The sequence below is a fragment of the Sphingobium scionense genome (genome assembly GCF_014197035.1).
Classification (GTDB): domain Bacteria; phylum Pseudomonadota; class Alphaproteobacteria; order Sphingomonadales; family Sphingomonadaceae; genus Sphingobium; species Sphingobium scionense.
This window is the reverse complement of sequence record NZ_JACIEU010000009.1, coordinates 66,818-90,887: the sequence shown is the minus strand read 5'-3', so window position 1 is coordinate 90,887 and position 24,070 is coordinate 66,818. Positions and strand designations below refer to the sequence as shown.

Sequence of the window (24,070 nt, the reverse complement as noted above, 5' to 3'; positions counted from 1 at the left end):
TTCGCGACATGGCAGTCCATCGTCGCCCGACTACCGCGACGTCCTCTTTTCGCCTAATCTCGCCTTGCCCCCGCAAGGAGATGAACGATGCGCGTGATGGTGCTGGTCAAGGCGACCCCGGACAGCGAAGCGGGCGGTCCGCCTGATCCCGAAATGATGGCGGCGATGGGCCGCTTCAACGACGAACTGGCGGCGGCCGGTATCCTGCGCATGGCCGAGGGCCTCCTGCCCTCATCCCACGCCAAGCGCATCGCCTTCGACGGCAGCGACCGCCACGTCATCGATGGCCCCTTCCCCCAGGTCGGCGAACTGGTCGCCGGCTTCTGGATCTGGGACGTGGCCGATCTGGACGAAGCGGTTGCCTGGGTAAAACGCTGCCCCAATCCCATGCCCGGCCCCAGCGAGATAGAAATACGCCCGTTTCATGCGTGGGAGGGCTGACATCCTCGCCCGCGAAAGCCGCATCATTCGATCTGAAAGCGGCGGCCTTCCCCTCATCGAGGCGCGTTCGCCACAAAGGAGAATGATAGGCCATCTCGACATGGCCCCGAAGATTATCCGTAAAATATGACCATTTGCGCAATATCCTTCGGTATAGCGTCGAATATATCAAATATTACGAAGCACCTTCGGCAGCGCCCCTGTTACCGTTTCCGGCAGAAAATAACTGCAGAGACGGTGAGGAAAACAAACAAAAACAGGGGGTTTTTATGTCGCACATTTTCAGGAAGCGCGTTCTCAATCCATGGAAGGCGGGCAGCGCCATGTCCTGCATGGCCGTTGCGATTATCTGCGGCACTCCGCAGGCGCAAGCCCAGGAACAGGATCAGGGCGAAATCGTCGTCACCGCACTGAAGCGCAACACGCGCGTGCAGGATACGCCGATCGCGATCACCGCGGTCACCGGCGCCAGCCTGGAAGCGGCCGGCACCACCAGCTTTACCGAACTGACCCGCGATACGCCCAGCCTGCGCATCGTCGATGGCGGCCCCGGCAATCGCCGTGTGATCCTGCGCGGCGTGACGGCGGCGGGCGAACCCACGGTCGGCGTCTATTATGACGAAGCCCCCGTATCGGGATCGGTCGGCACCACCAGCGACGCCGCCGGCGCCACACCCGACTTCCGCATCTTCGACGTGGAGCGCGCTGAAGTGCTGCGCGGCCCTCAGGGCACGCTCTATGGTTCCGGATCGATGGGCGGCACGCTACGCATCATCTTCAACAAGCCCAAGACCGACAAGATCGAGGCGGCCTTTGCCAGCACCATGTCTGCGGCCGAAGGCGGATCGATGGGCGCGTCCTTCGACGGGATGTTGAACCTCCCGCTGATCGAGGACAAGCTGGCCATCCGCATCGTCGGCAACGCTACCCAGGTCGCCGGCTATGTCGACAACAGCTATTATGGCTACAAGAATATCAACGATCCCTACACCTATGGCGGACGCATCATGCTGCGCTTCACGCCGACCGAACGACTGACGCTCGACCTCAGCGCCAATTATGAGAAGGCATCGGGCGGGTCGCCGCGCTGGTATGCCGAAACCGGCAAGCGCTGGACCACGGATGCGCGCGCGGAATCGGGCAATTACGACACCAACCGCATCTATAACGGGACGCTGAACTATGATTTCGGTCCGGTAGTGCTGACCGCGATCAGCACCTATACCGATCGCGATCGCATCGTCGTGGGCGATGTCAGCGACACGTTCAACGGCCGCGACACAGCGGCCCGCTGTCAGACCTATCGCGGCAATGGCGCGGCCTGTTCTGCCGATGTGCTGGCGGACTATCTGGCCGACACCCGCGCCTTGCTGTCGTCCAGCCTGTACCAGCCCCAGTCGGTCAAGAACTGGCTCAACGAAATCCGCCTGAGCTCGACGGGTGATGGCCCGCTCAACTGGACGGTCGGCCTGTTCAGCGAGGATCGCAAGACGGTGGTGCGTTCAACTCTGCTCAAAGCCAATCCCGAAACGGGCTTCCTCTACGATCCCGACGACATCGACAATCTCGCCTATGATCGCACCATCAACGACAAGCTGAAGCAGAAGGCGGCCTTCGCCGAAATCTCCTACAAACTGTTCGACAAGCTGACGCTGACCGCCGGCGCGCGCTATTATGATTACAAGAAGACCGTCGGCGGCCGGATCGACATGGGCCAGGAACATTATGCCTCGGTCGTGACGCCCTATACCGAGGCGGAATCGTCCGAGGACGGCGTCCTGACCAAGTTCAACATCTCCTATCAGGCGACGCCCGATGTCATGGTCTATGCCCAGGCGGCGCAAGGCTTCCGCCCGGGCGGCGTCAACCAGGTGATCGGCCTGTCGGCAGCGCTGGCCGCCTATACGTCGGACAGCCTGTGGAACTATGAACTGGGCTTCAAGAGCAAGATCCTGCCGCGCACCTATCTCAACATGGCGGCCTACCAGATCGACTGGAGCAACATGCAGGTGTCGGCCCGCACGGCGGGTACGGGCTCGGTCTTCGGCCTCATCTCCAACGTCGGCGCATCGCGCATCCGTGGCCTTGAAGCCGAATTCTCGACGGAGATCGCGGGCATCAGCTTCAGTGCCAACGGCTCCTATACCGACGCCAAGCTGACCGAGGATCAGGTCAGCACCATCGTCGTGGCGTCGGGCCGCAAGGGCGACCGGATCGCCAATGTGCCCAAATGGAATTTCGGCGGGTCGGCCGAATATAAGCATATGCTGACCAGCGCGCTGGATGCCGTCATCCGCACCGACGTCAGCTATAATGGCAGTTCCTACAGCACGATCAGCCCGACCGACACTTATCGGCGCCGGCTGGACGATTATACGCTGACCAACCTGCGCCTGGGCGTGCAGGCCAGCGACAACAACTGGGGGGCGCATCTTTTCCTGAACAATCTGTTTAACGAACTGGCGGTGGTCAGCTCCAGCTCCAGCAGCAACACCGGCGGCAAGACGGTGGTGTTTACCGCACCGCCACGCACCTACGGCATCAACCTCACCAAGAAGTTCTGATCGCCTGACACGGGGGCGGCCCTGTCGGTCGCCTCCCTTTTCGGGGGCCTTAGGCGGCCCCATGATCGATACAGGGGGATGATATGTTCAAGCGACACATGTGTTTCGCCGGCCTTTCGCTGCTCGCACTGGCTGCCGGCGGGGCGATCGCCCAGCCCGCCAAGGTGCCCGTGGAAGCGGTCAAGCCACGCGCCGGCGCCAATCCCGCACCGGCGCGCGCTGTCGGAGAAGGCGCCGGCCCGTTCCGCAAGATGGTGATACGCGGCGTCACCCTGATCGATGGCAGTGGCGCGCCGCCGCGCGGCCCGGTCGACATTGTGATCGAAAATGACGTCATCGCCGACATATTGCCGGCCGGAACGCCCGGCCTGCCGTTCAAGCAGGGACGCGCGCCGACCGACGCCGATTATGAACTGGACGCGACCGGCATGTTCGTTACGCCCGGCTTCATCGACATGCATGTCCATGGATCCACCGACGACAAGGCGCCGGACCTGTCCTATTCCTACAAGCTGTGGCTCGCCCATGGCGTCACCACCGTGCGCGGCGTCGACCTCGCGCCGATGGAAGTGTCGCTGAGCGAACGGGCACGCTCCGCCCGTAACGAGATCGTCGCGCCGCGCATCTTCGCCTATCAGCGGCCTGGGCAAGGCAAGGGCTGGACCGGCGGCCGCACCAACACCCCCGAAAAGGCCCGCGCCTGGGTGCAATGGGCGGCCAAGCAGGGGATCGACGGCATCAAGCTGCTGGACGATCCGGACCAGCCGCCCGAAGTGATGGCCGCCATCATGGACGAAGCGAAGAAGCTGAAGCTGGGCACCACGGCCCATCTGTCCCAGATCGGCGTGGGGCGTATGAATGCCGAGCAAGCGGGCGATGCGGGCCTTGGCACCGTCACCCATTTCTACGGCCATTTCGAATCCCTGCTGAAGAATGGCCCGGTCCAGAACTGGCCGGTCGACTATAATTATGCCGACGAGCAGGACCGGTTCGGCAATGTCGCCAATCTGGCGGAAGAAAGCGTCGAGCCGGGATCTGACCGCTGGTGGGCCTATCTGGAGCATCAGAAGGCCAATCATGTCACCTTCGATCCCACCATGACCATCTATGCTGCCGGCCGCGATCTGATGCTGGCGCGCAATGCCGACTGGCACGACAAATATACCATGCCGCAGCTGTGGAATTTCTACATGTCCTCGCGCGAGAACCACGGCTCCTATTTCTACGACTGGACCACCGCGATCGAGGTGAAATGGCGAAATTTCTACCACAAATATATGCGCCTGATTAACGACTACAAGAATATCGGCGGGCGCGTGACCACCGGATCGGACTCCGGCTTCATCTTCAAGCCCTATGGCTTTGGCTATGTCCAGGAACTGGAGCTGCTGCAGGAAGCGGGCTTCAATCCGTCGCAGGTGATCCAGTCGGCGACGCTGAACGGCGCGCTGACGCTATATGATCCCAGGGGTGAAGTGCCACCGATCGGCACGGTCCGGGTCGGCAAGCTGGCGGACCTCGTCATCCTCAAGGAAAATCCGCTGCAGAATTTCAAGACGCTCTACGGCACCGGCACGCTGCGCCTCAACGAACAGACCCAGCGGCTCGAACGGGTGGGCGGCGTCAGCTACACGGTCAAGGACGGCATCGTCTATGACGCGAAGAAATTGCTGGCGGATGTCGCGGACATGGTCGTTGCGGAAAAGCGGCGCATGGGCATGCCGGAACAGGGGCTGCCCCATCCCTGACGGGACGGGACATCATAATTCAACAGGGACGGGAAAAGAATGAAGAACAAGATGCTGATCCGGTCGGGCCTTGCTGCGCTCGCCCTCATGACGGTCGCCAGCGCTTCCCAGGCGCATGATCCGGACGAATGGTATGTCGGCGGCGCGGCTGGCATCGTCAACGGCAAGAAGCCGACCTTCGTGCCCGCGCCGGCGCGCGGCAGCGCTGACAATGTCGGCCCCTTCCGCAAGCTGGTGATCCGTGGCGCCACCCTGATCGACGGCACCGGCGCGCCGCCGCGTGGCCCCTATGACATCGTGGTGGAAGGCAACAAGATCACCGCCATCACTCAGGCCGGCTGGCCCGGCCTGCCGCAGGCGAAGGGGCGCACGCCCACCGACGCCGATTATGAAATCGACGCGACCGGCATGTATGTGATGCCCGGCTTCAACGACATGCATGTCCACACCCCGGCGAGCGACAAGGCGCCGGACATGAGCTATGCCTACAAGCTGTGGCTGGCCCATGGCGTGACCACCGTGCGTGGCGTGCCGCTGGCCGATCCGGTCGTCGCGAGTTCGGAAAAGAACCGCTCCGCCGCCAACGAGATCGCAGCGCCGCGCATCTTCAACTATCAGACATTGGGCGCCGGCTGGGACGGCGGGCCGATCGACAGTCCGGACATGGCGCGCGCCTGGGTCAAATGGGCCGCCGCGCACAATATCGACGGCATCAAATTCTTCAATCGGCCCGAGGAAACGCCGCAGATCATCGCCGCCGCCATTGACGAGGCGCACAAGAACAAGATGGGCACCACGGCCCATCTGTCACAGACCGGCGTCGCCAATTTCAACGCCTATGACGCGGCCGAAGCGGGGCTGGACACCGTCACCCATTATTATGGCCATTTCGAATCCCTGCTGAAGGACGGGACGATCCAGCGCTTTCCGTCCGACTATGACTATAATAATGAACAGCATCGCTTCGGCGAGGTGGCGGAAATCTGGAACCAGACGGTCGAGCCGGAATCCGAACGCTGGTGGGATTATCTGAAGCATCAGAAGGAGAAGCATGTCACCTTCGACCCGACGATGAACATCTATGCCGCGTCCCGCGACCTGATGCGGGCGCGCAATGCCGACTGGCAGAACCTCTACACCACGCCGCAGCTCTGGGCCTATTTCCAGTCGACCCGCGATAATCACGGCTCCTATTTCTACGACTGGGGCACCGAGAACGAGTTTGCGTGGAAGAAATTCTACAACAATTATTTCAAGCTGGTGAACGACTATAAGAATATCGGTGGCCGGGTGACGGTCGGCACCGATTCCGGCTTCATCTACAAGGTCTATGGCTTCGCCTATATCGAGGAACTGGAACTGTTGCGCGAAGCCGGCTTCTCGCCGCTCGAGATCATGCGCTCGGCCACCATGTGGGGTTCGCAGACCCTCTATGAGCCCAAGGGCATGGCGCCGCCGACCGGCGTGCTGCGCGTCGGCATGCTGGCCGACATGGTCCTCACCAGGGAAAACCCGCTGGCCAATCTCAAAACGCTCTATGGCACCGGTCATTCGCGCCTGAACCCGGAAACCAACAAGCAGGAAATGGTCGGCGGCGTCAGCTACACGATCAAGGACGGCATCGTTTATGATGCCAAGAAGCTGCTGGCCGAAGTGGCCGAGATGGTGAAGGCGGAAAAGGCGCGCACCGGCCAGGCCGGCGCCAGCCCGGCCAATCCCAACGCCATGTAATGGATCGAAAGCGGCGCTCTGGAAAAGGGCGCCGCTTTCATGTCATAGCGGCAGCGCCGTCGTCGACTTGACCTCTTCCAGCACCGCATAGGTCCGCGTCTCGCGCACCCCCGGCATGTCGACCAGTTCCTCGGCCAGGAATTTCCGATAGGCGGCCATGTCCTTCATCCGCACCTTGATCAGATAGTCGAACCCGCCGGCCACCATATGGCATTCCAATATGTCCCGCTGCCGCCGCGTCGCTTCGGCAAACTGGCGGAAAATGTCGCCGGTTGTCCGATTGAGCAGCACTTCGATGAAGATCAGCAAGGGCCGCTGGTTCAGATGCGGGTCGAGCAGCGCGACATAGGACGAGATATAACCATTGTCCCGCAGCTTGCGCGTGCGGTCGAAACAGGCCGATGGCGAAAGATTGCAGGCTTTCGCCAGGTCCTGATTGGTTATGCGACCATCCACCTGCAGCTTGCTGAGTATCTTTCGATCAATCTCGTCGATGGCCATCGGAAAGCCCCGCTATGCAGAAATTGCCCCGGATCGGTGAACATGCGCAGATAGCGACCTGCCCTTGAAAAAGCAGACGCCATCCCCTGATGACAAACGTATCGACGGGGAAAAACCGCAACGGCCGGGGGTCACGGGGGGACGCCCGGCCCACAGGAAATACAACAGCAAACCAAGGCGTTGCCAACAGACGTGGAAAGCCGGATTAGCGCGGCATCCCGGTCATCCCGCTGGCCTGGCGCAGGGCCGCGCCATCCAGGCGATAGCCGTTCAGGAAAACCATATTCACATGGCGCAGGGCACCCAGATCCTGCGAGGCATCGCCTTCCACCAGGATGATGTCGGCCGACTTGCCGACCGTGATCGATCCGGTCCGATCGTCCATGCCGGTCATCCGCGCGGGAATGATCGTGGCGGTCTGCAGCGCCTGCGCGTTGCTGAGGCCGGCGTCCCTGTAAAGCTCAAGCTCGCGGACCAGTTCCAGTCCCCAGCCGTCGGTGCCGGCCACGATCGGGACGCCGGCCTGGTGCAGCTTGCCGACCAGGCCGACCATCTTGGCAAAACTCTTGCGGAAATCGTCACGCGTCAGCCCGTCGAACAGCGGATAACCCGCGATCTTCCAGCTGCGCGCAACCGCCGGCGGCGCGATGTCGACAAAGGGCGAATATTCCGGCGCCACCGTGCTGCCGTCCGACGTCATCAGCGGCTCCCACACCGTCAATGTCGGATCGATGATCGTGCCCCGCTTGGCGAGTTCCGCGTAGAAGGCCGTCATCGCCGGGGAGTCGAGATCGACATCCTTGCCATATCTGGCCGGCCCTTCCAGCCGCGCGGCCGTGTTCGCCTTGTCGACCACTGCCTGCGGCATCGCCTGCATCATGATGAAGTTGATGTGGGTCACTTCATCATAGCCGGCGCGAACCGCATCGAGCGGACGCATGCCCGCCGGCACATGGCCATGGACATGCAGGCCCAGCCTGTGCGCCTCGGCCGCAGCCGGCGCGATCCAGGCCGGGTTCATCGAAGTGTAGAATTTGACGCCCCAAAGTCCTGCGGCCTTGATCTTGCGCACCGCCTCGATCGCCTCATCAGCGGATGACACGGTCAGCGCGCCCTGCGCCGCCAATGGGTCTTTCCGGTCGATGATCACCGACACCTTGCCCACGGGCGCCAGCAGGTCACCGGCTGCCTGTCGCTTCTCGATGCTCAGCGTCTCATCGATCATCGAACCGGGGCTGCGATAGTTGGTCATGCCGGTGGCCAGATTCTGGAGCAGGTTCCAGTCATCGCCACCGACATGGCGATGGGCGTCCCACAGGCCGGGCGTCAATGTCTTGCCACGGCCATCGACCTGCGTGGCGTTGGCCGGCGCCTTGATGCTGCCCCCCGCCCCCACAGCCGCGACCTTGCCATCGGCAATCAGCACGGCTTGGTCGGGCACATATTGGCCGGCGACGGAATCGAACAGCAGCACATGGTCGATCAGCGTCGGCGTGCGATTGGCAGGACTGAGGAAGCGATGGGCGACATCGCGGACCATCGCCGCCGTCGCCGCATCCTGAATATCCTTCAGCTTGGGACCAGCCGCCTCGAAACCCGCAGGCAGCAGCGAAATCACCCCGGCCTGCCCAAAATAACGGTTCTGCGCGTCGAGCCAGACCGCAGCAGGCGAGAAGCCATAGCCCTCGATAAAAGCCAGCTTGACCGTCACCGGCCCCGTGGGGCCATCGATCTGCACCGACTTGCCGATCGTCAGCGTCGCATGGCCGCGCGGCAGCATGTCGAAGCCCTTCGCGCCGGCAGCCACCAGCGCATCCACATCCTTCTCGATGGCGAGCCAAGGGCCGCCATAGCTGTTGTAGCGCTTGTTCACGGAGGGCGCGCTGCCCTCATCCACGGCGGTCTTCCAATGCGCCGTGCCGGCGGCATCGATGCTGAAATTCTCGGTCGCGTCGCCCGTATCGGTATAGCCCCTGATGGCGATCTTGCTGGGCTGCTTGTCGGCGCCGAGCGCGATGACCTCGTCCGTCTCCGTCACCCAGCCGCGCAGCGACATCGACATGCGATAGGCGGTACTGCCGTCGGGCATCGGCCATGACCAGACATCGCCATGCTTCCCGGCGGTCGAACTGATCGTGTAATGCCGCGCGTCCGACGGCGGCGTCATCAACTGGTCCTTGGTCGCCGGTCCGGATGCGGTCGTGGCCGTATTTTGCGGCCCATCATGCGCCAGCGCCGGCGACATGATTGATGACGCTCCGGCAAACAACATCGCAACATATAGCTGACGCATGACTGGCCTCCCCCACGATTTCAGAGGGAAGCTGCCACTGATGACGATCCCAGGCAATGGCCGTTATGACGTCCCGGCGCGGCTCTTCATCAGCGGCTGGATGCGCGTGCCGAACGCCTCCACCCCTTCCAGGAAATCGTCGAAGGTGAGCAGCACGCCGCCGGTGTTGGGCACCTGTGCCATCTCGTCCAGCATCCGTGCCACGCTGGCATAGCTGCCGACCAAAGTGCCCATGTTTATGTTCACCGCCCCTTCGGGCGCAGCAAGCTGGCGCACGTTGGTGTCGGTGTTGACTTTATCCTTCGCGCCCTGGTCGGCCAGCCAGGCGATCGCCTCGATATCGACCCCGTCATTATAGCTTTGCCATTTCGCCATGGCTTCCTCGTCCGTCTCCGCCGCGATCACCATGACCAGCACGAACACCGACACGGCGCGGCCCGTCTGCGCCGTGAACTTGGCAAGACGATCATTGTTGAAGGCGAAGGCGGTCGGCGTGTTGACGCCCTTGCCCAGGCAAAAGGCATAGTCCGCCCATTTGGCCGAGAAGGCCAGCCCCGCGTCGGACGATCCGGCGCAGATGATCTTCATGTCGGCCTGCGGCTGGGGGCGGACCAGGCAGTCGTCCATCTGGTAATATTGGCCCTTGAAGTCCGACCGACCGTTCTCCCACAATTCCCGCAGCACGCGGGCATATTCGTCGAGCACATCATAGCGATTGCGGAAATGCTCGTCCCCCGGCCAAAGCCCCATTTGGGTATATTCGGGCGGCTGCCAGCCGGTGATGAGGTTCAGCCCGAACCGTCCATGGCTGATGCTGTCGATGGTGTTGCACATGCGCGCGGCAAAGGCGGGCGGGATGATGAGCGTGGGACAGGTGGCGAAGATCTTGATCTTCTCCGTCACCGCCGCAAGGCCGGCCATCAGCGTGAAGCTTTCCAGCCCATATTCCCAGAATTGCGTCTTGCCGCCAAAGCCGCGCAGCTTGATCATCGACAGCAGGAAATCGAGGCCGTATTTCTCGGCCCGCTGGGCGATTTCCTTGTTGAGATCGAAGCTCGGCAGATATTGCGGGGCGTTCTCGCTGATCAGCCAGCCATTATTGTTGATGGGAACGAAAACGCCGACCTGCATGGCTTCAACTCCTGAGGAAGGGGAGGACGAGGCGGTGAAAAGCATCGGGGTCGGTCGCGTTGCAGGCGTGACCACCCCAGTCCAGCGTGGCGACCCTGGCGCCGCTGACCGGCGCGGCCAGGTCCAGCGCCGTGACGAAGGGCACCAGGAAATCGTCGCGCGTGGCGATGACCAGCATATTTTCGAGCGCAGCCAGTCCGCCCGGATCGGGCGCATAGGCCTGCACGGCGGCAATCCGCCCGGCGGTGGTTTCCACACCAGGAAAGCCGGCCAAATGATGATCGAGGTCCGCCGTCAGATCGGCATCATGCGCCGCGATCCAGTCGGGCGGATAGAGGAACAGCGGCTGGGCTTCGAGGAAGGCGCGCGCGCCCGCACCATGCAGCAGCGCGAGCCGGGCGGCAAAGCAGCGGCGGCTATGTGGTGACAAGGTCCGCCAGCCGTTGATGACGACCAGCCGGTCGATCCGTCCGGTGCGGATCGCGGTTTCGACGCCGATCGCGCCGCCCAGCGCATGGCCGATGAAATGCGCGCGTTCGATGCCCAGGGCATCCATCAGGGCGATGACGTCGCCCGCCATATCCTCGACCGAGGTGGTTTCCGGCAATCTCCGGTCGCTGCGGCCGGTGCCGCGATGGTCATAGGCGATGACATGGAAATGCTCCGCCAGCGCCGGGATGTTCGGCGCCCAATAGCTGGCCGATCCGCCAAGCCCGCTCGACAGGATCAGCGGCGGGGCGTCCGCGCGCCCGTGGGTTTCATAATAGAGGCCGGCGGCCTCAGCCAAGATGCGCGACCGAGGCGATCTCGACCAGGCAATCGGGCTTCACCAACTCGCACTTGATGCAGTAGCGCGCCGGCTTGTCGCCGGGAAAATATTCGGCATAGACGGCGTTGAAGGCCGCGTAGTCGTCCAGATCCTTGAGGAAGATATGGTTCATGGCAATGTCCGCCATGGTGCCGCCGGCCGCCTCGACCGTGATCCTGATGACCTCCAGCACATGGCGGGTCTGCGCGGCGGCATTGCCGACATGCAGCACCGTGCCGCCTTCGCCCAGCGCCAGAACGCCCGAGACATAGACCGTATTCCCGGCCTTCGCGCCCGCCGAATAGGGGGCGATCGGCGTCGGGAACTGGGGCGGATTGATCGGTTCGAAGGGCATCAGATCTCCTTGGGCGGAAGCTGGCCGATGGCGGTGCGGAAATCGGCGACAGTGCTCACCCAGCCGAAGAATTTCTCGACATTGTAGAGGCTGGCCTCGCGGATGAAGTCCGGCCCCAGATGATGCACCGCATCTTCCAGCAGCACGCCGAAATATTCGAGATGGAAGCCGTCGCGCAGGGTCGATTCCACGCAGACATTGGTGGCGATGCCGGTAAAGACCAGGGTGCGGATGCCACGCGCGCGCAGCACACTATCCAGTTGCGAATTGAAGAAGGCGGAATAGCGCGGCTTGTGGACGCGCAGGTCGTTCTCGCGGGGCGCCAGCGCCTCCACCAGTTCATAATCCCATCCGCCGCGCGCCAGGAATTTGCCCGCCAGGTCCGGCCGCGCCCGCATGGTCTTGAGCGCATTGGACTTGTGCCAGTTGGGCGACAGCGGCGTGCCCGCCTCGACATAGCCACTATCCCAGCCATTCTGCAGGAAGATCACCGGCATGCCCGCAGCCCGCGCCACATCGACGACCTCCGCGATCCGGGGAATGACGCCCGCCGCCGGGCCGACGTCGAAGCCAGCCTCGTCGACATAGCCGCCCTTGCTGGCATAGGCGTTCTGCATGTCGACGACGATCAGCGCCGTCGTCGCGGCATCGAGCCGGATCGCTTCGGGGCGCGCCGGCAGCACCACGGAGGGGCCGGAACGGGACGGGGCGGGATCGACGATTGCTTCGCTCACCGGTGCAGGATTGAGCAGATGCACCCAATGGTCAAGCACGGTCGATCAGGACGATACCCAGCCCGGCGACATGGCGGGATGCAGCGCCACGCCGAAATTATGCCGATTTGTGAAAATGGTGCCCCGTGCAGGACAAACATAACGAATATGTATCGCCGCTCATACTATCTTAGAACCGCCCGAAGCCGCCGCTCTCCGCTCTTCACCGCCAACTCTGGCCGCGAGCGCTACTGCTTACGCCCGTACGCGGAGCGTTGGGTCACGAGCGAAGGAGGCGCATAAGCGGACGTGCGAGCTTCATGCGGTGCTCCACCCGCCACCTCAGGAAGAAGAACGCAGGATTTGGTCAACGTCCGGATTTGTGGCGCTTTTGCCCTCGATCTGCCTTGAGCGGCTCATCTGATTCAAACGTACGCGGCTCTCATAAGCGCCGCTATCGCCTGCCTTCAGGCACGCACAAGTCCGTCGATGACGCGGGCGCGGCTGCTCTCGGGGAACAATGCCGCCATCGCCCGCGGTCCCTCGATCCCAAAATGCCCGGCGACGGCGCTGCCGATCAACGCATTGAGTTCGAGCGTTGGCCTGAGATCGCGCCCCTCGTAGAGCGCCGCATCGGAGAGCCCCGGCCAGTCGGCGACGACGCGCCCTCCCTGCACCGCGCCACCGAGCAGCATCGCCATCGAGCCGGTGCCATGATCGGTTCCCTGGGTGCCGTTGATCTTCACTGTGCGCCCAAATTCGGTTGCAACGAGCACGGCTGTATTCCCCCAGAGCGGCCCCAAGCCCTGCTTGAGCGCCGCTACCATGCCGTCCAGTCCGCGCAGCTGCGCCGCAAGCCGCCCGCGCTGCTGGGCATGAGTGTCCCAGCCGCCGGATTCGATCATCGCAATCCGCGCCCCGCCAGGGGCGCTCAACAGCCGGGCGGCGAGCGCGCCGGTCGCGGCCGCGTTGCGCCCGGCGCCGCCCGCCATGTCGCTGGTCAGCATCCGTGTCGCCGTGGCCTGTTCCCACACCGCATGGAGCTGCGGATCATTGGCGTAGAGCAACGCTACGCGCGTGAGCAGATCGTCCGAAGCATCGGGTAGCGTCGACGGCGCATAGCTCGCCACCTCGACCGGCCCGCGCAGCGCCATCGGCACGGTTGCGGCGATGGCGATGCCCTTGGCCTCGTCGCGCGGCAGCAGCGCCAGCATCCGGTTGAGCCAGCCGTTTTTGACGCTGTAGGCGGCGCTGCCGCCGGTCTCGAGCACATTCTGCCCGTCGAAGTGTGAACGGTCGCGATAGGGCGATGCCACGGCATGCGCGAAAAGCGCCTCGTTGCTGGCATAGAGCGCGCTGATATTGCTGAGCGCCGGGTGCAGCGCGAACATCGAGTCGAGCTTGGTCGCCTGCGCGAAATCTTCCGCCAGCACGCCGCGCTGGCTGGCAAAGGCGGGGTCGCCCACCGGCGCCAGCGTTGCCAGGCCGTCGGCGGCACCCCGCTGGATGACAAAGACGAAGCGCCGGTCGGTCGCCGCCTTGGCGAAGACCATGCTCCCGCCCAGGCCAGGCAAGAGGATGGCTGTCGAGCCGAGCGCGGTAACGAAGCTGCGCCGATTGAGCATGGTCTTATCTCCGCATCGATTCGGGCGCGACGAGCAGCAGCGCCAAGCCCTGGCTGGGGCTTTCGGCGCGCGCGATCGCCTGCGCGGTGGTGTCGCTGAGCGCGGCGGGGAAGAGCTGGCTAGCCCGGGCACGCGCATCAAGCGTGTCGCTGATCCGGCCAGCCATGCGCTCGGCCGCCTCGACGCGGCGCATGACCGCATCGGGGCCGGCCCAGCTAGCGGCAACGTCGTCCCAGCCGGCCGGCGAACCCGGGCGCCACACCGGCTGCCCGAGCTGCGTGAGCAATCCGGTCACTGCCTGCGGCTGGACCTCGCGGAGCCCAAGCGCACGCATCGCGCCGATGCTCCATTCCCAGGGATTCTTGAACTTGACCGGCGGCGCGATCCAGCATTCGGGCGCGTCGACGAGCACGCGGTAGAGGCTCGGCAGATCGCCGCCGGTCTTGAGGAACGCGGTTTCGAGCCGCGCGACGAGTGCGACGGGCGGATCGTCGCCGGCGAAATGCCGCGCCAGCTTGGTGGTGATATGTCGGGCGGTCGCCGGATGGGTGCCAAGGAAGTCCAGCACGGCTGCCGCCTGATCTTCACCCGCTTGAGCGAAGGGCCGGCCGAGCACCGTGCGCGAACCCGGCTCGTGCAGCCGCGCGGCAAACACAAAGCTGCCGGGTTCTCCATCGATGCCGACGAACCGCGCGCCGGCGCCGCGCCCCAGCCCCGCGACCGTCCAGCCGGTGAGCGCGCGGGCAAGCTCGGTCACGTCGCCCTGGCCATAGCCGGTACGAACACCGAGCGTGTGCAGCTCGAGAATCTCGCGCGCGAGATTCTCATTCAGCCCGGCATTCTGGCGGCGCGCTGCGATCTGGCCGCCGGTCGAATTGGGCCCGATCGACGCTGCCTGATCGAGGTAAAGCAGCATGGCGGGATGACGCTCGACTGCCTGCAGCATGTCGCCGAACTTGCCCATCACATGCGGGCGGATCGCCTCGAACTCGAGCTGACCGGCCAAGCCGATAACGACGAGCTTGTCGACCGAAACCGCGAAATGGTTCGCCCAGAAATGCACGAGCCGCTCGGCGAAGGGCGAAGGACTGGTCAGCGCCGTCTGCGCGCGCGCCGCGACCGCGCCCATATAATAGCTGCGTGCCTGATCGCGCGCGAAGCGGCGTGCCTGCGCGACCGGATCGCGCGGCGCGGCCGTGCCCCGCTCGGCCATTGCCCCGATTCCACCCTTGTCCTGCAGGCCGGCCTCACCGGCCATCGGCTCGCCGCTCATCGGCGGCGGCGCATAGCCGGCCGCGCGGCGACGCTGCGGCGTTTGCGGCCGGTCCGCCATCGTCCCCGGATTTTCGTCCCTTTTTTGGCACCGGTTCTGGCGTTGCATTTCCAGATAGTCGCTGAGGTTTCCGGCGATCGTGGACGTCGGCGGAAGCGCCGCGATCGCAGCCGGCCGCGGCTCGTAGCGGTCGAGCTGGGCGAGCAGCCAGGCTTGGGGGCGGTCGAGCGCCGCCTGATCGGGACGCGCGCCCAGGCCGAAGCGGTTGAGGGCAATGGCAGCTGCGGTCACTCCGGTCTCCTTCCCGCCTTCAACGTTGGCAACGCGTAAATCCGTCGCGGCGAAAGCGATTTTCCTCAGGGCCGGTTCGGCTGGGGTCGCGCCTCCCTCGAGCGGCGCAGCGTGCCCGACCGGTCGAGACCTTCGGCAAGGGCGATTCGCTCGTCGGCCGGAAGTCGCGACGCGACGTCGACAACCGCGGTTTCCAGGCGCGTGCGAATGGCGATATCGGCGGCGCGCGCGCGGCCCAGCGTGGCATCGAGCGCGGCGCGGTCGAGCTCGGGCTGGACGAGCAGCCGTCCGGCTTCGCGCCGCGCCCCCCGTGCGCGCTCCACTTCGGGCTTGAGCGACTGGGCGGCGGCGCGAACCGCCTGGCGCAGCGCCCGCCGGTTCTCGGGCGCGAGCGCCTCGGCCGCCTGGCGCAGCCGCGCGGGGCGGCCGATCCCCGCGAGCGGGCGCTGCGCATCGACCCGCTTCCACATGATGGCCGCGCCAACCACGCCGCCGATCACGAAGACGTTGAGGATCAGCGAGACGATCAGCACGATGCGCAACGTGCGGCTGCTCATGGGGCGGTCCCGTCAAGGTCGACTTCGCCGAAGATGGTCTGTTCCTCCGCCAGTCCGGTGCTGCGATGATCGAGCAGCGCCGGCGTCGCCAGCGACAAGGCGAGCGCGCCGGTCACGGCGCCGGCAAGCCCGATGCCCGCCAGACCAAGCCCGGACCACCACAGCTTCGCGCGCGACCAAAGCAGGCCGGGCTGTGGCGCGGATGACAGGATGCGGCCGATCAGCGCCGACGATGGCGCGGGGACCCGGTGCCGATCGAGCAGTCCGTCGAGTGTCGCGGCGCGCGCGAGAACATCGCGGGCATTTGCGGGATCGGTCGCAAGCATGGCCTGGGCCGCGTCCTGCTCGTGCGATGGCCAGCGGCGCAAATCCGCGCCATAGGCATCGGCCAATGCGGCGAAGCGCTCGGGCGTCATCGCTGCATCATTGGTCATCGGCGTCCTCCTTGAGCAGGGTACGCAACGCGCGCCGGGCGCGCGACAGCAGGCTTTCGAGCGCTTCCACGCTCACGCCCATCGCCGCGGCGGCCTCGCCATTGGACAGTTCCTGATAATATTGCAGCACGATCGCCTCGCGCTGGCGTTTTGGAAGAGCCTGCAACGCTGCCGCGACCGCCGCCGAAATACCCGCTTCCTCCAGACCGGCGTCGGGCGCCGGCCCCGGGTCGAGCCGGTCGAGCGCGTTGTCCGTCGCCACTTCGCGCCGCCGCCGCAGCCGGTCGTAGCACAGGTTGAGCGCGACGCGGTGCAGCCAGGTGTCGAAGCGTGCCGCGCCCGGCCGCCAGTGTGGCGCTTGCCGCCAGAGGCGCACGAAGCTCTCCTGCGCGACATCTTCCGCCTCCGCAGCGTCGCCCAGCATCCGCGTCGCCAGCGCGAGCAGGCGCGGCAGCTTGCGCGCGACCATCTCGCGCGCCGCACCGCCGTCGCCCTTCCCGACAAGCGTGAGCAGCGCCGCATCGGGATCCTCGCCGGGAGGAGCGGTCAAGGACCCGGACTCCGGGCGACCTCAATCGCCCACTCTCCCCCGGACCGCGCGGCGTTCGTCGGCAGTGAGGAGGCCGTCTTTGTCAGCGTCCATCCGCACAAAGCGGCGGGCCAGCAGAGCGTCGAGCTCGGCAGTATCGAGCGCGCCATCGCGGTTGGCGTCGATCCGGTCGAACATCTTCGCCGGATCGCCTTTGACTTCGGCCCCAGCGGCTTGCCGCCGCGCGGTCCATTCGGCCTTGGCAAGCCGTCCGTCGCCGTTGGTGTCGGCCTGGAGCAGCCGCGTGCGCGCCGCCGCCTGGAATGTCGCCAGGTCGACGCCTTGCGGCGCGGCGGCGGCGGGGGTGGCGAGCGCCATCACGCTCGAGAATATCAGAGGTATCTTCATACGCATCAGCGGCACCTTCCATAGCGATCGGGCGAGGCTCCGGGTCCGCCGCGCCAGCCGGGCGGATTCTCCCAGTTCGTCCCGGGTCCGCCACGGGGGCCAGGCGGGTTGCCGTCGCGGTCGAGCCAGCAGCGGCGCGCCTGGTTCCACCAGCCCCAACGGGGGATGCCAGTAGCCATGACCGGCGTGATAATAATAGCCGCCCGGGCGAAGCACAAACACCACCGGCCGGCCGCGGATCACGAACCGCCGCCGGTCGGGCGACGCGCCAAGACCCCCGCTCGGACCCCGCGGATTTTCCCAGTTGGTGCCCGGTCCGCCGCGTGGCCCCGGAGGATTATTGTCGCGATCTTGTGCCTCGGCCGGCGTCGCGGCGATCATGCCCGCAGCCATCAGGACACTCGGCGATACTCTGAGCCCGATCATGTCAACGGTCCCGGCGATTGTGCTTCTTGGCGTAGATGCTGGCGCTTGCCCGATCCTGACGGGCGTGCAGCCGTGCGCGCTCGCGTGGGCCAAGCCCGCCGCCATCAGCCCGCATCCGTGCCTCGGTGCGACCGATCCGATATTGTTGGCGGCCGAGCCGCGTCGCCTCGCGGCCAGTGAGTTCGCCCGATTTCCAGCCCTGCGCGATCCGGTCGCGCTGGTGGTGCTGGCGTCCATTGACCTGCGCCGACGCCGGCACCGCCGCGACGATGCCAAGCCCGGCCAGGGCCGCGATGACCATCTTCATGTCCAAGTCTCCCATGACGCAATTACCCGCCGGCACTTGCGCGACCGACAGGGCTTGAACGGATCAGCGCCGGCCATCCGTCGCGCCGATCGAAAAAAATCGACCCGCGCGCTGCTCGATTGCCCGGGAAGGCCGGCCTGCCCGACCTGTGGGCCCGATGCCTGCCACGCCATCGGCTCAGCTCTCCGTTCGGCGGTGAGCAAGGCGACCTCGACGTGTAGTCGGCTGCCGGGTCGGACCGGAGGCGACGGTGCCGCCCATCGCCTCGGCCAGCGCACGCACGATCGCGAGGCCGAGCTCGGCGCCGCCGCTCCCGCCGGCGCGCAAGGGATCGAGCCGTGCATAGGCGGCTCCGAGCCACGCCCGATCAGCGGGAGCGACGCCGGTCCGTCGTCGATGAGCGACGGTAGGGTCTGCTGTCGGCTCGTTCGATCCAAACCGTGACCGTGGAAGCATTACCGCAGCGCGTTGTCGACCATAGCCGAAGGCGACGCTAGAATAGGCGATGGCGGTCTTCCGCGGTTTTCGCGCCCAGCGCCGGACAGGCCCTCTTACTGCTCCAATGCCGCCAAGGCGCCGTCTGCCTCAGTTCACCGCCGCAAGCTGGTCGCAAACACGACTGCTTGCAGCGCAGTCTCCTGCCCACGCCAACCGACAGCAATAGATCACCGCCGCCGCCTTCTCGCTTTAATGATCTGGAGAGCCTCTTCGGCGACAAAGCCACCGTCCTGATCCTGATCGAGATATTGGAACCGCTGCTGGGCAGCTTTCAGAAATTCAGCTTCGGTGATGCCGCGATTGAAGTTGGTGTCAGCCGATGCGACGGGTTGCGGAATGGGCAACAGTCCGTAGAGTTCTAGCCCCTGAGGCCTATTGGCTGCCATCTTCTGCGCCTTCGCTATCTTATCCGCAATATCGCCTCGAGCACCCATACCACGCATCGAGCCCATGCCGCCCGCGCCACCGCCGCCCATCGAGCCCATGCCGCCCAGGCCACCGCCGCCCATCTTACCCTTACCGGCAGGCATGCCCGGCCTTGGGATAGAGCGACCGCGCAACGGATCGCGGATCTCCGGAACGATCTCCTCTTCATAGCGCGTGATTTCCGCGGGTCCGATCTCTTCATCGCCATCCACGTTGAGGACCTTGTAGAAGCGGAGAGCGTCAGCCCCGAATTCCGCCGAGTCGAGTCTGCCATTGTGGTCGAGGTCGGCGGCCGTGAACCACATCATGAACGGTCGCTCGGTGCTGTCGGGTGACGGGCGAAATGGCTCTCCCATCGGGCTGACAAACATTGCCTGGGCCTGAGAGGCATTTTTGGCGCTCGCCGCCTGGGGATTGCCCAAGCTTGAGAGTCCGCCAAGAAGCGCAATCACTATGATCCTTTGTCGCATATGACATCTCCGAACTCGAAGACGCACATTTGAATCCTTCTATTTCGCCCGAATGAGGTTGTGTAACAAAGGGTATTCAGCATGCTTTGAGATTGTCCTTAGGACAGATTCGTGCTGTGAGATCGAACCCGGCCGTCGGCATCTGGCTGGCCTCGGCACCGTAGCAGCCCGCTCTCATACACTTTGTTACCTGCTGTTACCGTGCGGTATTATTGGGATTACCGCGCCACTCCATAGACGAGGCTGACAGGGATCAGTTTTCGCAAGGAGTCAGCATCATGTTCAGATGGTTGGTGCCCGTTGTGGCCGTGAGCGCGTTGGCGCTGTCCAGTTCGCCCAGCTTGGCGCAGTCGAGGGAGAGATCGGTGAGCGTACAGGGGCCGCACGGGCGCGGCGGAACCGTTCAGCGCTCGGTCGAGCGTCGTCCGGGTGGCGCGTCGGTCGAGCGTAGCCTCGACACCAATGATGGCCGTCATTTTGAAGCGTCGCGGAGCGCAGCCTGGGGCGGCGGCTACTATTCCGGAAGCCGAACCGTGACCGGCCCGAACGGCGGCACGGTGACACGCAGGGCGACCGTCGACGCGTGGCACAGACCGCTGCCACCAGCCGGCTATTGGGGACCTCGGCGCGGATACTATTTCGCGCCCGGCTATGGCTATTTTCCGGTGACCGCGCCTTACTATGCGCGCCCATGGACGATTGGCGCGATCGTACCAGTTTCCTTACGCCGCTACTATGTGCCGGTGCCGGCGGTCTACGGGCTCCCGGTCGCACCGGTCGGCCATAGCTGGATTTTCGTCGGAAACCGCACTGCCCTGGTGGCGGGACGCACCGGCGTGATCGTCCGCCTGGGCCCGGTGTTCTGGTGAGCGTGCAAGCTGAAGGGCTCGACGATCACGGAGCGCCGCGGCCTGCCGTCATCGATCCTGAATCGCCCTTGCCGTTCGCGGCGCTCTACTTCTGGGATGTCGAGGAAACGCGGAAGGGCGAGTTCAAGATGGCGTGGAACATTGCCATGCTGGCAATGCGGAAACAGAGCGGCGCCGCCGCATCGCTGCTCGCGACCGCATCCGATGGGACATTGATCGCGACGATCCTGTGGCCGGAGGGACAAGCCAGGGCGGCCGCTCTAGTGGACGGCGGAACGCTCTCCGATCTGCCTTGCAGATCCATGAGAGAGGAATGCTTCCTGCTCCCACCATCGGTGAAACAGCTGTCGCGCTGACAGAAGGGGTTCAAAGGGCCGGACCCGTGGGCGCGATCGATTTCGTGCGGAGTCAGCTATGTTCAAGATGCCGTTTGCATATCGTACGGGCCGGTGCGTCGATACGGGCTCCGTGCCAGGGAGGGCGCGTATCGGCGCTGCGTCGGCAACCCTCTTGCTGCTGGCGGCCTGTGCCGGCGCGAAGATTACCGATATGTCTGCGCGCTCGCCGATGCCGCCGCGTTCCGTAGAGATCGTCGTCCATGCCGCGCTCGCGCAGCAGATCGCTCCGTCGCTTCAACGTATCGCTTCGGCGCTCGAGCGCCAGGTCGTCGAAGACCTGGGCAAGCGCGGCGTACAGGCGAGGAGCGCGTCTACTTTCCCAGACGCCGCCTATGGTGACGTGCGGCTCGACTTGAGCATTGTGGAACAAAATCGTGGCGCGGGAGCGAAGCGCGTGATCGTCGGCCTGGGCGCGGGCGAGTCGACGCTTGTTGTCGTTGCTCGCTTGTGATCGCGGGACGGCGCCATCCTTGACCTCGCCGCGCGTGCGACAAGCGGAAGCAAACCAGGCTTGATCCTGCCGGCCGGCGCCACTGCCGCGACCGGAAAGCTGCTCCATCTGGTCATCGGCTCGGTCATCGGCATTGCCGCTGATGCACGCGGAGGAACAGCTGGCGACGTTCGGAACCTCTCGCGCGTCATCGCGCGCCAAGTTTTGATTGTCATCGATCCCGCGACTGCGCCTGAATCATCGGAAATGGAGACAGGCGCGAAAATATACCCCCTTGAATCCCCGACATCGCCAAATAGCGCGCAGGTTGATGATACCATGTCGGGGGGCACCGCTTCTGCAGTGTGGACCTGCCGACGAGCCGCAGAACCCGGGAGGACCGCGGCGTCCCTGCTCGGCGGCTGACATTGCGGCATCGAGCGATCATGATCACACGGGCGGGTGCCCTCTGGCCTGCTACCGCGAACTTGCCTCACCGCGGATCGGACTGCGGTTCTATCTGATAATCCCTCGGCGTCGCGGACTCGAACGGCTGAGGGGCCGGCGCGTCGGCCCCGGTCGGCCGGAAAGCGAACGGATAGTCGGCACCGTTCCAGCGGACCGTGAGCCGGATATCCGGCGCAAGAGGCTGCCGCCGTTCGATCGGAATGATCGCCATCCCGCCGAAGCTGGCGCCTGGATCGACTGTGTTGGTCTGGAGAATTTCGCTTTCGAACTGGTCGAGCGTATGGCCGAGGCGGCGGTCGATGGCGTGGATGGCAAGCGCTCCTCCGCCGACGGCGGCCGCTGCGCCGAGCACGCCGACACTATGGTCCTCCCAACGGATCGCGGTCGGAACCGGCCCGCGTGGTGTACGAGCCCAACCATAGTAAGTGCCGTGGCTGGAGGCGGTGGACGCCACCCCCGCCAGCGTGCCCGCGATGATCACCGTCGCGATTTTGGCGCCCCTCGCCCGGCGGCGCACACCGTCTTTCAGCTGCTCCTTGGTGAGCACGGGACCGATCGAGCTCCAGACATTCTCCGGCCCGAAGTTCGCGGGCGCGTCGCCCTTGTTGTAGACGGCAACGGCGAAGGAGAGCTGCCCATCGCGGACAGGCAGCGGTCGCACCTCTACCGCACCGGTCGGCGTCTCGAGATGCAGGGTCGGCACACCCTGATGATAGCGGGCGGTCTCGGCTCCAAGCTGAACGGGAACGAGCATCGCCGGACCGCGCGCCTGAACCGCCGATGGCGGCACAGCGATCAGGCACAGCGATGCGGCTGCCATTGCGCTCATTCGACCGCGGGCATGTGGACCTCCAGGCATTGACCGCTGGAGCGAGAGGAGAGGAAGCATTGATCAAGATCCTTTCTGCTGAGGATCCTGATCGCCTAGATTCGCAACGCCGGCATGTTCGCTCGGTAAGGGATCGTATCGAAAGGTAACGGGAGCGTGCTGTGATTTGCTTGATCCGGTCGTTCAGCCCGCCTCGGGGCTATCGGGCAATCCGAATGTGAGCGTGACCCGGAAGCCTGTCGGCACCTTGTTCTCGAAGCGCACGCCGATGTGGCTGCGCTCGGCCAGCGCGTGAACGATCGCCAATCCCAGCCCAGCACCACCCGTCGAGCGATCTCGCGATGGATCGATGCGATTGAACGGCTCACCCAGCGTGGCGATCGCTTCTGGCGGGACGCCCGGGCCATCATCCTCGACGATCAGCACGATTCCAACCGTCGTTTGCTCAGCCCGCAGTTGGACGTTGTGCGCATAGCGCAGGCCATTGTCGATCAGATTGGCCAGGATCCGGCGCAGGCCCAGCGGCGCGGCGCGAACGACCAAGTCCTGCTCGTTCGGATCGAGGCGCACATTCTCGCCCATCTCCACTCTGGTCTCGACGATGCGCGCCAGCTCCTCGCCCAGATCGATGATCGAGAGTTTGGTTTCCGTCGACGAGGCCTGTTGCGCGAACAGCAGCGTGTCCTCCAGAAGATCGTGCATCTCGGCAAGATCGCTTGCTGCCCGGGCACGATGGCTCTCATCATCGATGAATTCCGTACGAAGGCGCAGTCGCGTGAGATAGGTGCGCATGTCGTGGGCAATGGCGGCGAGAAGCCTCGTCCGTTCCTCCATGAGCCCACGAATTCGTGCCTTCATGTCGTTGAAGGCGGCGCTAAGCTCGCGCAGTTCCTGCGCGCCTGTTACCGGCAGATCGGGCGCGTCGAGCTCCGCCGCGAACGTCCTGATGCGACGCGAAAGCCGCACGAGCGGGCGCGTCGTCTGCCGGACTGCAAGCCAGAGCGCAAACAGAACGACCGCTCCGAACGCGACCGAGAGGAAAGCGCGCCGCCGTAGGAATGCCTGAAGGAGCAAGGAGGGACGGCTGTCGATCAGCAGCCATCGCCCGTCGCTGAGTCCGACCGCCAATTGCGTCGGATCGATATAGTTTAGTGGACCAGGTTGGTCGCGCAGCGGCCGATGAATGACGGCCTCGTCGCGCCAGAGCAGCACCGGCCGATCCGACAAGGCGGCCAGATAGGCGCGCCGCTGTTCCGACAGCCTGCCGGACTGCTCCCGCTCGACGCTCGGAAGTTCCGCAACCACCCGCACCTGGAACAGCGAATCGTCGAAGGCTGCGAGCGCGGCGGGCCGCAGCTCGGGCTGGATGTTCTCCAGCGTGGCTGCCATCGCCCGCACCTGGTCGGGCGGCGGCAGGTTCGAGGCTCGCCGTTCGTAGACCTCGCTCGGCAGCAGCATCACGGTTCCCACCACCAGCTGCAACAGCACGAAGCCGCCGATGAGGACCGCGGCGATCCGGAAGGAAAGGTTGGCCGAGACGCTCACCC

The 24,070-nt window shown here is 64.8% G+C and carries 24 protein-coding genes; 8 read left to right on the top strand and 16 right to left on the bottom strand.

Annotated elements, in window-relative coordinates; genetic code table 11:
• Positions 1-87 precede the first annotated feature (87 nt).
• From GGQ90_RS12210 to GGQ90_RS12195, 4 genes are all read left to right on the top strand, one after another.
• Positions 88-441: a YciI family protein gene (locus tag GGQ90_RS12210; protein WP_188082373.1), complete on the top strand. Its 354-nt coding sequence runs from the start codon at positions 88-90 to the stop codon at positions 439-441.
• Positions 442-710: 269 nt separating this feature from the next.
• Positions 711-3,005 carry a TonB-dependent receptor gene (locus GGQ90_RS12205; protein ID WP_246428229.1) on the top strand — a complete coding sequence of 765 codons (2,295 nt, stop codon included), beginning with the start codon at positions 711-713 and terminating at the stop codon, positions 3,003-3,005.
• 83 nt (positions 3,006-3,088) lie between these two features.
• Positions 3,089-4,753 carry an amidohydrolase family protein gene (locus tag GGQ90_RS12200; protein WP_380766908.1) on the top strand — a complete coding sequence of 555 codons (1,665 nt, stop codon included), beginning with the start codon at positions 3,089-3,091 and terminating at the stop codon, positions 4,751-4,753.
• A gap of 39 nt (positions 4,754-4,792) precedes the next feature.
• Positions 4,793-6,484 (top strand): amidohydrolase family protein, encoded by a 1,692-nt coding sequence (locus tag GGQ90_RS12195; protein ID WP_188082372.1) that lies wholly within the window; start codon positions 4,793-4,795, stop codon positions 6,482-6,484.
• Between the two features lie 42 nt (positions 6,485-6,526).
• On the opposite strand, the gene GGQ90_RS12190 is transcribed toward GGQ90_RS12195, so the two are convergent.
• From GGQ90_RS12190 to GGQ90_RS12120, 14 genes are all read right to left on the bottom strand, one after another.
• Positions 6,527-6,985, bottom strand: coding sequence for an Lrp/AsnC ligand binding domain-containing protein (locus GGQ90_RS12190; protein ID WP_188082371.1), 459 nt, complete (start codon positions 6,983-6,985; stop codon positions 6,527-6,529).
• 205 nt (positions 6,986-7,190) lie between these two features.
• Positions 7,191-9,278, bottom strand: coding sequence for an amidohydrolase family protein (locus GGQ90_RS12185; RefSeq protein WP_188082370.1), 2,088 nt, complete (start codon positions 9,276-9,278; stop codon positions 7,191-7,193).
• A gap of 63 nt (positions 9,279-9,341) precedes the next feature.
• Complete coding sequence (gene rutA / locus GGQ90_RS12180; RefSeq protein WP_188082369.1) at positions 9,342-10,409, bottom strand: pyrimidine utilization protein A; 1,068 nt, start codon at positions 10,407-10,409, stop codon at positions 9,342-9,344.
• A 4-nt stretch (positions 10,410-10,413) separates the two neighbouring features.
• Complete coding sequence (gene rutD, locus GGQ90_RS12175) at positions 10,414-11,196, bottom strand: pyrimidine utilization protein D (protein WP_188082368.1); 783 nt, start codon at positions 11,194-11,196, stop codon at positions 10,414-10,416.
• Entirely contained in the window at positions 11,189-11,572 is a 384-nt protein-coding gene (gene rutC, locus GGQ90_RS12170; protein WP_188082367.1) for a pyrimidine utilization protein C, read from the bottom strand. Before rutC ends, rutD begins: the two co-directional genes overlap by 8 nt.
• Positions 11,572-12,306, bottom strand: a complete 735-nt coding sequence (gene rutB, locus GGQ90_RS12165) for a pyrimidine utilization protein B (RefSeq protein WP_188082502.1) — start codon at positions 12,304-12,306, stop codon at positions 11,572-11,574. The genes rutC and rutB overlap by 1 nt, the downstream gene beginning before the upstream one ends.
• Positions 12,307-12,752: 446 nt before the next feature.
• Positions 12,753-13,910 carry a DUF1501 domain-containing protein gene (locus GGQ90_RS12160; protein WP_160984505.1) on the bottom strand — a complete coding sequence of 386 codons (1,158 nt, stop codon included), beginning with the start codon at positions 13,908-13,910 and terminating at the stop codon, positions 12,753-12,755.
• Positions 13,911-13,914: 4 nt separating this feature from the next.
• A complete protein-coding gene (locus GGQ90_RS12155; RefSeq protein ID WP_160984506.1) occupies positions 13,915-15,474 on the bottom strand; it encodes a DUF1800 domain-containing protein in 1,560 nt (519 codons plus the stop codon).
• Between the two features lie 65 nt (positions 15,475-15,539).
• Positions 15,540-16,031 (bottom strand): periplasmic heavy metal sensor, encoded by a 492-nt coding sequence (locus GGQ90_RS12150; RefSeq protein WP_160984507.1) that lies wholly within the window; start codon positions 16,029-16,031, stop codon positions 15,540-15,542.
• Positions 16,028-16,465: a hypothetical protein gene (locus GGQ90_RS12145; protein ID WP_160984508.1), complete on the bottom strand. Its 438-nt coding sequence runs from the start codon at positions 16,463-16,465 to the stop codon at positions 16,028-16,030. Before GGQ90_RS12145 ends, GGQ90_RS12150 begins: the two co-directional genes overlap by 4 nt.
• Positions 16,455-17,015: an RNA polymerase sigma factor gene (locus GGQ90_RS12140; RefSeq protein WP_160984509.1), complete on the bottom strand. Its 561-nt coding sequence runs from the start codon at positions 17,013-17,015 to the stop codon at positions 16,455-16,457. The genes GGQ90_RS12145 and GGQ90_RS12140 overlap by 11 nt, the downstream gene beginning before the upstream one ends.
• Before the next feature lie 21 nt (positions 17,016-17,036).
• Positions 17,037-17,828 carry an EF-hand domain-containing protein gene (locus GGQ90_RS29020; RefSeq protein ID WP_202408029.1) on the bottom strand — a complete coding sequence of 264 codons (792 nt, stop codon included), beginning with the start codon at positions 17,826-17,828 and terminating at the stop codon, positions 17,037-17,039.
• Between the two features lies 1 nt (position 17,829).
• The gene (locus GGQ90_RS12125) at positions 17,830-18,135 is read right to left on the bottom strand and encodes a hypothetical protein (protein ID WP_160984511.1); all 306 of its coding nucleotides are present in this window, start codon (positions 18,133-18,135) and stop codon (positions 17,830-17,832) included.
• Between the two features lie 665 nt (positions 18,136-18,800).
• A complete protein-coding gene (locus tag GGQ90_RS12120) occupies positions 18,801-19,529 on the bottom strand; it encodes an EF-hand domain-containing protein (protein ID WP_188082366.1) in 729 nt (242 codons plus the stop codon).
• 365 nt (positions 19,530-19,894) lie between these two features.
• Between GGQ90_RS12120 and GGQ90_RS12115 the strand changes: the two genes are divergently transcribed.
• From GGQ90_RS12115 to GGQ90_RS12100, 4 genes are all read left to right on the top strand, one after another.
• Positions 19,895-20,398 carry an RcnB family protein gene (locus GGQ90_RS12115; RefSeq protein ID WP_188082365.1) on the top strand — a complete coding sequence of 168 codons (504 nt, stop codon included), beginning with the start codon at positions 19,895-19,897 and terminating at the stop codon, positions 20,396-20,398.
• A 68-nt stretch (positions 20,399-20,466) separates the two neighbouring features.
• The gene (locus GGQ90_RS12110) at positions 20,467-20,754 is read left to right on the top strand and encodes a hypothetical protein (RefSeq protein WP_223178235.1); all 288 of its coding nucleotides are present in this window, start codon (positions 20,467-20,469) and stop codon (positions 20,752-20,754) included.
• Between the two features lie 58 nt (positions 20,755-20,812).
• Positions 20,813-21,247, top strand: a complete 435-nt coding sequence (locus tag GGQ90_RS12105) for a DUF4410 domain-containing protein (protein ID WP_160984517.1) — start codon at positions 20,813-20,815, stop codon at positions 21,245-21,247.
• A gap of 60 nt (positions 21,248-21,307) precedes the next feature.
• A complete protein-coding gene (locus GGQ90_RS12100) occupies positions 21,308-21,652 on the top strand; it encodes a hypothetical protein (RefSeq protein WP_160984518.1) in 345 nt (114 codons plus the stop codon).
• 67 nt (positions 21,653-21,719) lie between these two features.
• Here GGQ90_RS12100 and GGQ90_RS12095 read toward each other — a convergent pair whose 3' ends face one another.
• Positions 21,720-22,523: a hypothetical protein gene (locus tag GGQ90_RS12095; RefSeq protein WP_223178234.1), complete on the bottom strand. Its 804-nt coding sequence runs from the start codon at positions 22,521-22,523 to the stop codon at positions 21,720-21,722.
• Positions 22,524-22,706: 183 nt separating this feature from the next.
• Positions 22,707-24,068 (bottom strand): ATP-binding protein, encoded by a 1,362-nt coding sequence (locus GGQ90_RS12090; RefSeq protein WP_160984520.1) that lies wholly within the window; start codon positions 24,066-24,068, stop codon positions 22,707-22,709.
• Positions 24,069-24,070 lie beyond the last annotated feature (2 nt).